The 11,879-nt window shown below is 68.9% G+C and carries 8 protein-coding genes and 6 pseudogenes; all 14 read left to right on the forward strand.

Features of this window, described 5'->3' with window-relative positions; genetic code table 11:
* Positions 1-1,940: 1,940 nt before the first annotated feature.
* The 14 genes and pseudogenes from IPK71_17055 (at position 1,941) to IPK71_17120 (ending at position 11,872) form a co-directional block, all read left to right on the forward strand.
* Positions 1,941-2,285: pseudogene (locus IPK71_17055) on the forward strand (ATP-binding protein).
* Between the two features lie 236 nt (positions 2,286-2,521).
* Positions 2,522-2,749, forward strand: a pseudogene (locus IPK71_17060) (hypothetical protein).
* Between the two features lie 295 nt (positions 2,750-3,044).
* Positions 3,045-4,123: pseudogene (locus tag IPK71_17065) on the forward strand (head morphogenesis protein).
* 542 nt (positions 4,124-4,665) lie between these two features.
* Positions 4,666-4,863 (forward strand): hypothetical protein, encoded by a 198-nt coding sequence (locus tag IPK71_17070; protein ID MBK8215451.1) that lies wholly within the window; start codon positions 4,666-4,668, stop codon positions 4,861-4,863.
* Positions 4,856-6,310 carry a DNA adenine methylase gene (locus IPK71_17075; GenBank protein ID MBK8215452.1) on the forward strand — a complete coding sequence of 485 codons (1,455 nt, stop codon included), beginning with the start codon at positions 4,856-4,858 and terminating at the stop codon, positions 6,308-6,310. Before IPK71_17070 ends, IPK71_17075 begins: the two co-directional genes overlap by 8 nt.
* Positions 6,219-7,040 carry an N-6 DNA methylase gene (locus tag IPK71_17080; GenBank protein ID MBK8215453.1) on the forward strand — a complete coding sequence of 274 codons (822 nt, stop codon included), beginning with the start codon at positions 6,219-6,221 and terminating at the stop codon, positions 7,038-7,040. Before IPK71_17075 ends, IPK71_17080 begins: the two co-directional genes overlap by 92 nt.
* Positions 7,037-7,832 (forward strand): annotated as a pseudogene (locus IPK71_17085) (hypothetical protein). The gene IPK71_17080 and the pseudogene IPK71_17085 overlap by 4 nt, the downstream one beginning before the upstream one ends.
* A 22-nt stretch (positions 7,833-7,854) precedes the next feature.
* Positions 7,855-8,791, forward strand: a pseudogene (locus IPK71_17090) (phage major capsid protein).
* Positions 8,792-8,808: 17 nt separating this feature from the next.
* Positions 8,809-9,132 (forward strand): annotated as a pseudogene (locus IPK71_17095) (hypothetical protein).
* Positions 9,133-9,212: 80 nt separating this feature from the next.
* Complete coding sequence (locus IPK71_17100) at positions 9,213-9,854, forward strand: hypothetical protein (protein ID MBK8215454.1); 642 nt, start codon at positions 9,213-9,215, stop codon at positions 9,852-9,854.
* Positions 9,854-10,354, forward strand: coding sequence for a hypothetical protein (locus IPK71_17105; protein ID MBK8215455.1), 501 nt, complete (start codon positions 9,854-9,856; stop codon positions 10,352-10,354). Before IPK71_17100 ends, IPK71_17105 begins: the two co-directional genes overlap by 1 nt.
* A 61-nt stretch (positions 10,355-10,415) precedes the next feature.
* Complete coding sequence (locus IPK71_17110) at positions 10,416-10,643, forward strand: hypothetical protein (GenBank protein ID MBK8215456.1); 228 nt, start codon at positions 10,416-10,418, stop codon at positions 10,641-10,643.
* Positions 10,640-11,278, forward strand: coding sequence for a hypothetical protein (locus IPK71_17115; protein MBK8215457.1), 639 nt, complete (start codon positions 10,640-10,642; stop codon positions 11,276-11,278). The genes IPK71_17110 and IPK71_17115 overlap by 4 nt, the downstream gene beginning before the upstream one ends.
* A gap of 3 nt (positions 11,279-11,281) precedes the next feature.
* The gene (locus IPK71_17120) at positions 11,282-11,872 is read left to right on the forward strand and encodes a phage virion morphogenesis protein (protein ID MBK8215458.1); all 591 of its coding nucleotides are present in this window, start codon (positions 11,282-11,284) and stop codon (positions 11,870-11,872) included.
* The last annotated feature ends 7 nt before the right edge of the window (positions 11,873-11,879 follow it).

Genomic DNA, 11,879 nt, shown 5'->3' on the forward strand with positions numbered 1-11,879 from the left:
GACCATCGCGATCGGACAAACGGCGCATCGCGATCACCCAAAACGGGGATGCCGATCACCCAAAACGGGCATCGCGATCGCGGCATGAGGTGACGGTCTCTAAACGCTTCACTGGCGCCCGCGACGGCGGCATGGCGACCGAGTAGACTTCCGATGCACCGTCTACGAGATTTAAGGCAAAAGCTGGCCCTCGGCCTCAGCCAACGGAGTACGCGCGCTCGGTCGGCGTGAGCCCGAGCACCGGCGGTACCGCCGACGCGAGGTCGCACGGCCGACGGCGGCGAGCGGAGGCGCTCTCCGACGCGTGAGCTCGAGACGTACCTCTATCCCCCAGCTCCACCGTCGTGCATGCGTCCTGAGCCCGACTGCGCGGCGTTGCAATGCCATTTTGGCGACCGGGGTGACGCTCGCGCCCTGCACATGGAGAGTACCTGGCGGCCCAGCCGGACGGGTTACGGTACACCGCGTTCTGCGATCGCTACCGGGCGTGGCAGAAGCGATTTCACCCCGTGATGTGGCAGACGCACGCGTCGCGGCGACAAGATGTTCGTCGACTACGCCGGATGCGTCCGCGATTCGTGGAGCCCGAGACGGAGAGGTCGTCGAGGTCGAGCTGTTCGTCGCCGTTCTCGGGGAGCACCACACGCAATGCCGAGGCGACGCGGACGCAGCAGGTGCCCGACTTCGTCGCGAGAGCGTTTGCGCGGGCGTCACGTTCTTCGGCGGTGTCAGCGCGCGATCGTGCCCCGATCAACTCAAGAGCGCCAGGTGAAGGCGTGCCGCCACGACCCTGGCGTGCAACGCACACTGCCGAGCCTGCGCGCCACTACGGCATTCACGATTTGCCGGCGCGGCCGAAGTCGCCGCGCGACAAGGCGAAGGTGGAGGTCGGCGTCCAGGTTGCCGATGGTTGCTGCGCGCATCCGGGACGAGAGGTTCTCGAGCCTTGGCGAGCTCAACGCGCGCTTGCGTGAGCTTGTTTCGACCTCAACACGCGGATGAAGACGGCCAAGGCGAGCCGCCGCGAAATTCGAGCGCCTCGACAAGCCTGCCCTCGGGCCGCCCCCCCAGGAGTTCGAGACGCAGACGTGGAAGAAGGCTGGTCTTCAACGTCGACTACTACGCCGCGTTCGACGGCCACTTTACTCGGTCCCGCACGGCCTGCGTCATGACGACGCCGAGCTCTGGCTTCGGGCGACGCCAAGCGCGACGAAGTCTTCCACGGCGCGAGCGCGTTGCCGCGCACGTGCGGAGCTACAGCCGCGGAGGCTTCACGACCACGACCGAGCACATGCCGAGCAGCCACCGTGCTCAGGCCGACGTGGGATCCGCGCATCCTCGACTGGGCCGAGCAGATCGGCCCCTCACACACGCAGCTTCCTGCGAAGCCATCCTCGGAGGGCGTCATCACCTGAGCTGGGCTACCGCTCGTGCTCGGACTGTTTCGGCCGCGAAAAGTGCGGGAACGAGCGCGACTCGACGCGGCTCGCCGTCGAGCGCGCTCTACGTGGGCGCGCGCAGCTACCTGCTCCGTGCTGACGATCCTGAACACAACCTCGACACGTGGCCGCTGCCCCAGCCCGGAAGCCCTGCCGCGACTGGTCCAGTCTGACGAAAACGTCCGCGGCGCCGACTACTACCACTGAGAGAAACAAGGGAGAAGACACGCTGAGGAAAGAACCGACTCTAGAGAAACTTCACGCCAGCGCAGTTGGGCGTGCTTCGCCTCCGCCTGGCTCGAAAGCAGGACAAAGTCCTCCCGACACCTCGCGATGGCCTCGACGATCGCTTCGCACCCTCGTCGAAGCCGAGATGCTCGCTCGCGAAATGGCTCGGCCTGGCGAAAAATCTCCGCGACGCGAAGCCCGATCACCGGACGCGTGCATCGAGGGAATCTCCTTCGCCCGTGAGCGTCAGCTCGACAAGCCCATGGTGCGCCGGCTCTCGCGACATGTCGTTGGGTCACCGAGCACCAGACGGTGACGTCACGGGAGCCACCGGGACGGGCAAGAGCTACCGCATGCGCCTCGCCCATGAAGCGTGCCGCAAAGGCTTCCGCGTCGCTCATCGACGTGGCGCGGCTCTTCGACGAGCTCCGCATCGCGCGCGGACGGCAGCTAACACTGCGTCCTGTCTCGGATCGCGAAGGCGGACGTCTCGCGTTCGACGACTTCTGCGCTCGCCTCTACCGAGGTGAGGCGCGCCGAGATATCTGTTTCGAGATCCTCGAAGACCGCTACGGCCTTCGCGCGACCGTCTTCACGAGCCAGATCGGACCCGACTGATGGCACGCGCGTACCTGGCCGACCCCACCGTCGCGGTACGCCATCCGCGATCGTGTGCTCCACGGCGCTTACAAGATCGCAGGCCTACTGGCTCCCTCGCGGCGTAAGACGCAGGAAGAATCGAAGTCAGAAACTTGAGCTTCAGGCAAGGCGGGTCGCCATCTTTGTTTCTGCGTGAGCTCTGGAACCGATCATCCAGAGCTTTCAGGGAGACGCGTGGTTCGGCGAGGTGCGCGATGCGCCCTGAGCACCACCGCGCGTGGGTACAGCAGGCGCAGCTCGACGCCGAGCGCGGCGTCATCGCCTGCCGCATGTGCCAGCGCCACGCGGGGCTCGACGAGACCACCACGCTCTGGCGCAACGGCCAGTTGGTCTTCGCGCTCTGCGACCGCTGCGCCTCGTGCCACGACGTCATGTTCTCGCCCACGGAGGCGGGCGTCGAGGTGCGCGCCAAGCGACGAGCCCCTCGTCCTCGGAGGTGGCCCGTGAAGCTGGTTCCCTCGGCCAAGCGCCCTTGTCGCCTCGAGCGCGGCGAGATCCGCCGTGTCCCGCAGGACCGAACGAACCTCCTCGTCGGCTACCACGTCTGCTGCCTGCGCTGCGGGTTCAACACCCCCGCGCTCGCTGGCAACGATGGGCTCGACATCGACGAAGGCGACGCGCCCGACGACCTGACGTTCTCGAAGGCGCTGCGCTGCACGTTCTGCCGCGTGCTGATGCACGTAGCCCACGGCGAGCTGCGGCTCGAGGAGGACGCCGATGTGCGGCACATCCGCTTCCGCTGATCGGCTCCTCGTCGTCCACGAGGCCCGCGTCGCCGCCGACGAGCTCGTCGAGCGCTTCCTCCGGCTCCCCGTGGCCAAGGCGATGAATCTCGGCACCCGCGCCGGGTTCGATCGCGCCGTGGCGCTCCTAGCCGCCCAGCTCCAGCGCGCCACCGGGCGTGCCGATGTCGACGCCGTACGCGAGGCGATCGCCGTCCTGGACGTCGATTGGGCGCACGACCGCCCCGAAAGACGGCGCCTGGTCTCCGAGGCGATGGCCGCTGCCGGTCGTGCCACGGCGATCGTGCCCGCGCGCATCGAGGCTCCCTTCAACGACGCCGCGCAGGAGGTGGTCGCAGCCACGCGCACCGACGCCCGGCGCCGCCAGCGGCTGGCGATCGGCGCCGAGTTCAACGCCGTCGACCGCCGCGTCGTCGCGCACGTGACCAGGTCCCAGGGCAACTTCGTCCGCGACGAGTACGGCCGCCGCATCGAGAGCCTCGAGGAGGCCCGGCGCATCGTGGCGGCCGGGCTCGAGGAAGGCCTCGGGCGAGACGACATCGCCGACGCGCTGGAGCAGGCCGCCCGCGCCGCGCTCGTCGACCGCGCCCCGTTCTACTGGGAGACGGTCGCCGCCTCGTTCATCGCGCAGGGCCGCTCCTACGCGCAGATGAGCAGCTACGTCGAGGCGGGCATCCGGCAGTACCGCATCGAGGCGGTGCTCGACGAGCAAACCACGAACATCTGCCGCTACCTGCACGGCAAGACCTTCTCCGTGGCGGACGCCCTCCGGCGCTTTGACCGCATCGAGCAGCTCGAGGACCCCGAGGCCATCAAGCAGGCGATGCCGTGGGTCCGCGAGGCCCAGGATCGCGAGACGGGCCGCACCCGGCTCTACGTGAACGGCGGCGGCGGCCGACCGACCTCGCCGAGGTCACGCGCTCGGCGATGGGCACCCGGGACGATCGGGGCGACTTCCGTGCGCTCGCCAGCGACGGCGCCTTGAACGAGGTCGGGATCGGCTTCCCGCCGTACCACGGGCTGTGCCGGTCCACGACGCTCGCGGTCGTATAGCCACGGTCAGATGATGATGGCGAGGTCGCCGGCATAGTCCGGCTGAAGCTGAGCAAGCGTGATGGCACGAACCGATGCGGTGCCGGATCCGCCTGATGCCAACTCCCGGTGTCGAGAGGACGACAGTGATGTGCGCAGCGCGGATCCCGCTGGGCAGATTCACCCCGTGGGAGATGGAAACCCGCGGCCGCGCTCGGCGTCGCCGATGCCCAGGCTGCCGGGTCCACCGGAGTGAACCGCTGTGCGCTCGATGACGAGCGAAGTGTAGCGAGGGCGGCCTGCAGCGAGTCGAAGCCGTTGTTCCCTGCCCGCATCCCTTGCTGAATCAGCGGGTCCAGAGCCTGTTGCGTTGGGGCCTGCTTCTGGAGCCAGGTCAGGAGGCTGCATGCCGAGGCCGCGATGCACGCGTCCGTGGATCTGCTGCTGGATCGGGAACGACATTGGGCCAGCGAGCCACGAGAGCCGTCTCGAACGCAACCGAATCTGCGCGCGTGTCCCCTCCGCGCGAAGTCGGCGGCTTTGCCCTCTGCGGAGGACGACGCATGCCCGACACGAAGCCGCGCGAGCCCGAGACGACCGCCCCGACCACCGGGGACGGGACGCCTGCGTCGGCGCCTGGGCGGACCGGGGACAAGACGGCGAAGCAGGACGCGCCCTTCGTGTGGCCGCGCGACCTGAACGCGCCCTCCAGCGACAAGCCCGAGTGGGGCACCGACCCGGAGGCGCTGCGCGATGTCTGACCGCCGCGAAGCCGCCATCGCCCACGCGCGCCGCATCCTCGCGGTCAACCAGGGGGTGCGCCCGGACGGCGCCGAGGTCGAGAAGACCATCTGGGGCTCGCCCGCCGGCAAGAAGCGCCTCGCCGATCGACTCGCGGCGATGCTTCCCGCCCACAAGACCTACGTCGAGCCCTTCGCCGGCAGTGCTGCGGTGCTGTTCGCCAAGGAGCCCGCGGAGGTCGAGGTCATCAACGACGCCGACCTCGAGATCGCCGACGCCTACCGGCTCATCAAGAAGCTCACGCCCGAGGGGCTCGCGAAGCTGAAGAAGCTGCCGTGGGTCGGCGACGAGAAGACGTTCAAGCGGCTCCTCGACGTCGAGCCCGAGGACGACGTCGAGCGGCTGCACCGCTTCCTGTACCTGACGCACTTCTCCTACGGGAAGATGCGCGGCAAGAGCTTCAGCCCGACGGTTGTCGGCGTCGAGGCGACGACCATCAAGCGCATCGAGAAGTTCGCGCCGCGCCTGAAGAAGGTGAAGGTCTACGGCGGCGACTACGAGAAGGTCGTCCGCAAGTACGACAGCAAGGACACGGTCTTCTTCCTCGACCCGCCGTACCCCGGCTACAACGTCGACGTCGGCGAGAGCGAGTTCGACGAGGAGCGCTTCTTCAAGCTGCTCAAGTCGCTCAAGGGCCGCTTCCTCATCACCTACGGCATCCGGGGCAAGTTCCCCGAGCTGGTGAAGGGCTCGGACTTCTGGTCGAAGCGCATCCGCACCCGCCGCTCCATCGCGCACATGCGCGGCGTCGGCGGCAGCTCCGTGCTGACGCAGCTCCTGGTCGCGAACTACGAGCCGACCACCAAGGCGCTCGACGACGAGTTCGTCCTCGACGACTGGGACGGCGCACTCGACGAGGGTGACGACGACGTCGAGAAGGCGCAGCCGTTCGGCACGTTCGGCGGGTCGTTCCACTACGCCAAGCGGATCGTGCCGCTCATCCCGGCGCACAAGACCTACGTCGAGCCCTTCGCGGGCGCGGCGGCGGTGCTGCACGCCAAGGACGCGAGCGACAAGGAGGTCATCGCCGATCTCGACGACGACGTGGTGTTCCTCCACCGCAGCATCAAGACGATGACGCCCGAGCGCGTCGAGGAGCTGCGCCGCCGCTTCGAGTGGACCGTCACGCAGGAGAGCTTCGCCAAGGCCCGCGACATGACGCCGAAGGACGACGTTGCGCGCTTCTACAAGCTCGTCTTCGTGCGCACCCACGCCCGCGACTGCCGCCCCGACGGCACGCACCCGGCGCAGCAGCACCTCGGCTCGACGACCAACCCCAGAGAAGTACCTCAAGGCTGCCGAGCGCCTGAAGGGCGTGAGCATCCTGCGGCAGGACTACCGCAAGACGCTCGAGGCCTACGACAGCAAGGACACGTTCTTCTTCATCGACCCGCCGTACCCCGGTGAGTGGTTCGACAAGGACAAGGTCATCGACCTCGGCGAGTTCATCGATGCGCTCGCGAAGGTCGAGGGCAAGTTCATCGCGGTCCTCAACCCCACGCCCGAGAACGTCGCGGCGTTCAAGAAGGTCGGCCACGTCTTCCGGCTCAAGGTGCGCGAGGCCTCCGGGCGCGGCGGCGCGAAGCAGGCCATGCGCCTCTTCGTCGCCAACTACCCGGTGCGCAAGGCCAAGGATTTCGAGCTCGTGGCCAAGTGCGAGCACCTGCCGCTCGACCCGAGCCTCGACGAGCTGGTGTTCGACAAGCCCTCGCGCCTGGTGAAGGGCGTCGATCCGAACGACGAGCGCTTCGTGCTCGGCATCGTGCTCGAGCCCGAGGTGGTCGACGCGCAGGGCGACATCTACTCGGCCGAGGAGATCCGCGCCGCCGCCCACCGCTTCATGGAGGACTTCGGCGGGCTCGGGCTCATGCACCGCCTCCGTGTGAACGGCCAGGTGAAGGTGCTGGAGAGCTACCTCGCGCCCACCGACTTCACTATCGGCGAGCTCGCGGTCCGCAAGGGCACGTGGCTCCTCGCGGTGCGCGTGCTCTCCGACGAGCTGTGGGAGCGCGTGAAGTCCGGCGACCTCACAGGCTTCTCCATCGGCGGCTCGGCCCGCCGCGTGCCCGAGGCTGTTCCGACGTCGGAACAGCCCCCCGACGACACCGCCACCCACCAACCGGAGGCCGCCGCATGACCACCGAAATGCACAAGGCGGACGGCGTGCATCGCCTCGTCGACATGGTCGTCGAGGAGGTCTCGCTCGTCGACCGCGCCGCCAACAAGCACCGCTTTCTCATCGTGAAGAGGGACGAAGCCATGGACGACGACAAGACCCAGAACACCACCGCGGCCGAGCCGTCGCCGCCCGCTGCGCCCACGGCGAAGCTCGACGACAACTCGGCGCTGAACGCCGCCCTCGCAGCTCTCGAGAGCCTGACGGGGCTCGTCGAGCTGCTCGGTGAGCTCGGCGCAGACCAGGCCGACGCGCGGCTCGCCGGGCTCGCCGAGGAACTGCGCAGCGTCGCCATGCAGCTCCTCGAGCGCACGGACGGAGATGGCGTGAACGAGGCCGACGAGGTCGTCGAGGCTCGCGTGAAGAGCGAGCCCGCGACGTTCGCGACCAACATCGCTGCCGCGAAGCAGGCGCTCGCGCGGCTCGGGGAGCTGGCGAAGCAGGTGCCCGCGAAGACCGACAAGCCCGCCGAGCCGAAGCCCGAGCCCGCCCCGGCGGCGAAAGCCGGTCGCTTCCGACGTGAACGAGTCGCTCGCGAAGCTCGCCGACTCTTTCCGCGCGCTGTCGGAGACCGTGAAGGAGCAGCAGCAGCGGCTCGGGCGCGTCGAGAAGCAGTTCGGACTGCCCAACAGCGCAGCGCCCGCCGAGCGCGTCTCGAAGGCCACCGTCGAGGACGTGGGATGGCCGCTCGATCTCAACAAGCCCAAGGACCGGGAGAGCGTCGACAAGGCGATCTCCTTCCACGACCTCTGAACCCCGCCGGAAGGAGACCCTCATGAGCCACCTCAGCAACCGTTCCATCCTGGAGAAAGCCGACCTCGCGCTCGCCGACCTGACGGCGGGAGGCGGTCTGCTCCAGCCCGCGCAGGCCCAGAAGTTCATGCGCCTGCTCATCAAGCAGTCCGTCCTCCTGCAGCTCGCGACCGTCGTCCCGATGGCCTCGCCGAAGCAGCAGATCTCGAAGATCAAGTTCGGCGCGCGCGTGCTGCGCCCGGGCCAGGAGGGCACCGCGCTCGGCGCCGTCGATCGCGTGAAGCCCGACCTCTCCGACGTCGAGCTCGACGCCAAGCTGTTCAAGGCCGAGGTGCGCCTCTCCGACGAGGTGCTCGAGGACAGCATCGAGCGCGGCGAGCTGCGCCAGACCATCATGGAGATGCTGGCCGACGCCATCGCGCGCGACATGGAGGACGTCGCCATCAACGGCGACACGGCCTCCGTCGACCCGTTCCTCGCGACGATGGACGGCATCCTCAAGCAGGCGACGAGCAACGTCGTCGACGCCGCGGGCACGCCGATCACGAAGGACATGCTCCGCGACATGCTGAAGACGCTGCCGAGCGAGTACCTGCGCGACAAGAAGGCAATGCGCTTCCTGTCGAGCGTCGACGCGGACCTCGGCTACCGCAACACGCTGGCAGATCGCGCCACCGTCGCGGGCGACCGCTTCCTCGAGGACGACACGCCGGTGCTCTACTCGGGCGTGCCGCTCCAGCCCATTCCGCTCTTCCCCGAGAACCTCGGCGTGGGCGGCGACCAGACGGCCATCGTGCTGCAATCCGAAGAACCTCCACGTTGGGATCTGGCGCCAGATCCGCGTCGAATCGGACCGCGACATCTCGGAGGGCACGCTGAAGATCGTCGCAACGCTCCGCTTCGACGTGAAGTTCGCCGAGGAGCCGGGCGTGGCCAAGGCCATCAACGTGCAGCTCTGAGCTGAGGAGAACGAGACATGACCGACACCCTGCTGGTTCGCCTCAAGCCCTATGACCCGCGACGTGGCTTCGTGCTGCGTCGCTTCACCTACGCCGGCATCCGCTTCCAGGACGAGCGGGGCTGGTACCGCGTCGAGCGCAAGGTCGGCGAGCACCTGCGTGCGGTGCGCACGGTGCCCACCGACAAGTACGCGCCGCTCGCGTTCGACGTCTGCACCGAGGCTGAGGCCAAGGCGCTCGACGCGGGCGAGAGCGAGGCGGCGAAGGTCAAGCGCAACGCCACCGACGACCTCAAGGTCACGACCGCGCGCGGCACCGTCACGACCGACGACCTGCCGAAGAACACGCCTCCCGTTTCCGCGACGCCGCCCGCGAAGGACGACGACGGGCAACAAGCGCGGCAAGCGCGAGCGAGAGTGACGTGTACGCCTCGGTTGCCGACCTGCGCGCCGAAGGCGTGACGGCGGCCGAGGCGAGCGACGCCCGCCTCGAGCTGCTGCTCGCCGAAGCCTCGAGCCTCATCGACCGCGTGACGGGCTGGTTCTTCGAGCCGCGCCTGCTGACGCTGCATCTCGCCGGGCGCGGCGCGCCGAGCATCGAGCTGCCCGTGCCGCCGATCCGCGTCGACCGGCTCGTACTCGGCGGCGCGGAGCTGTCGCTCGACCCGAGCGAGCTGCTCATCGTCGGCGCGCCCGTCCAGCCTGGCTTCGACGGCCCGCGCTTCACGCGCCGCCACGGGCGCGTGTTCCCACGCGGCCACGGCAACGTGGTGGCAGAGGGGCTCTGGGGCTTCACCGAGGACGACGGCACGCCCACGGGGCGCACGCCGCCTGCGATCCGCCGCGCGACGATGCTCCTCGTCCTTCGCTCCATGGCGCCGCTCGCCGACGACGCCTCGTTCGAGGCACGCAGTCGCTGGCGCATCATCGAGGAGCGCACGCGCGACCAGAGCTACCGGCTCGACCCCTCAAAGGCTTCGGCGTCGGCGAGCCTCACCGGCGACCCGGAGATCGATGCGCTCCTTGCGCTCTACGTGAGGCCCACTCCCCTCGGAGCGGCGTGATGCGCGGTCGACTCATCTTCCCGTTCATCGCGGAGCTGCATCGCCTCGACACGCAGGCGATGGCGCCCGACTACGATGAGGACTTCAAGGAGCCCGTCCTCGTCGACTCCGACGACGATGGCGTTGGTGAGCCCTTTCGTCGCGAGCATCCGCCGGTGCGCGTCCCCTGCCAGGTGGAGCCGGAGGCTTTTGAAGCCTTGCGCATGGCGACGTCCGGGAACACGCCCAGGTCGAGCTTCGACCTGGTCTTCCACTTCAGGGATCTCGAGCAGCTCGGCCTCGTCGACGCCGCCTCGGGCGACGCCCTGATTCGCCCGAGCGACAGGCTGGGCGCGCTCTACGCGCGCGACGGCCAGCTCGTGCAGGCCGTGCGCACGCCTCCCGGTCTCTACGTGACCGAGGCGCGTCCCATCGGCTTCGGGCTCCACCGGCGTCGGCCCAGCCGCAACCTGCTGCTCGTCTCCTTCCAGGACCGCGCAGCCGCACGGAGTGGAACATGATGCAGGCCCTCATCTTCACCGCCCTGGCAGCGCCCTGTGCCTCGGCGCGCACTGCCGACCCATCGACGGCTGCGTCCGGGGCGCCACGCGCTGCAGCACCAACACCGCCGAGATCTGCGACGCGGACGGCAGCTACCATGAGCTCGCCGACTGCGACGACGTGAGCGAGCGGAGCGGCGCGCCCTTCGTCTGCGCGTACGTCGACGAGACGACCGAGGACGGCCACATCACCGGGCACACCTGCGTGCCCGCGAGCGAGGCCGATGCGGCGGCCGGAGGTGGGCGATGAAGGGCTACCTCCAATCCCTGCCGGTGGTCGGCAAGATCTTCCTCGACGTCCAGCCCGAGGAGGTCTGGGCGTTCTGGCGCTTCATGCAGGACCACTTCCGCACGAGCGTCATCAACAAGCGGAGCGCGCTCGAGATGCAGCTCGTCGCGCGCGGTCTCGAAGCGCTCGGCATCCAGAGCAAGGACCGCTTCCTCAAGAACTTCACGACGACCATCGGCCGGCGCATTTACACGCCGTTCGAGGTCGGCTCGCCCAAGGGCGGCTGGGATCTCTGGCACCAGATCGTCATCTGCGTGCACGAGCACCAGCACGTCGTGCAGCACGATCGAGAGGGGCTGGCCTACGAGGTCAGCTACCTCGCCGATCGCGCCGCGCGCGCCCGCTGGGAGGCCGAGGCCTACCGCTCGAACCTCGAGCTGCAGTTCTGGCGCACGGGCACCACGCCCTCAGCCCAGCGCACCGCCTCGGTGCTCAAGGACTACGGCTGCCGCGATGGGGACATCGAGGTCACGGCGAAGTCGCTCGCACTCTCGGCGCTCAGCGTGAAGAAGGGCGCGGTCATCAACGAGGCGACGCACGTAGCGCTCGGCTGGCTCGACGAGCACGTGCCGCGCCTGCGCTTCAAGCAGGGGTGAGCGATGGCGGTCTCGCGCACGGGAGACTGGGCACGGGCGCGTCGGCTCCTCACCGCTGCGCCGCAGCGCCTGCAAGCGGCGATCGGCACCGCCGTGCGCCAGGAGGCTCACGCCCTGCGCAACGAGATCGTCCAGGGGCTCACGCGCCAAGCGCCGGGCGGCGAGCCTCTGAAGCCGCCGTCGCCACTCACGATCGCGGCCCGCGAGCTCGAGGGCTTCGGCGGGACGAAGGCGCTCATCGTGCGGGGCGACCTCCGCAACTCCATCACCGTGGTCGTGCAGGGCGACGAGGCGTTCATCGGCGTTTCGCGCTCGGCGCGGTCGAAGGACGGCGCCTCGATGGTGGACCTCGCCAAGCTCCACGAGTTCGGCGGCCCGCCCGTCATCATCCCGATGACACCCAAGATGCGCCGCTTCCTGTTCGCGCTGCTCCGGCAGGCCGGCAAGGAGCCCACGGGTGGTAGCGGGCGCGGCGTCATCGTCGTGCAGGTCCCGGCGCGGCCCTTCCTCCGGCCCGCCTTCGACAAGTTCCGCGAGGGGGCCAGCCGTCGCTTCCTCGACCGTATCGCCAGGGAGCTGGGCCTCGCGCCCTGACGTGAAG

This window comes from Myxococcales bacterium (assembly GCA_016712525.1).
GTDB lineage: Bacteria > Myxococcota_A > Polyangia > Polyangiales > Polyangiaceae > JAAFHV01.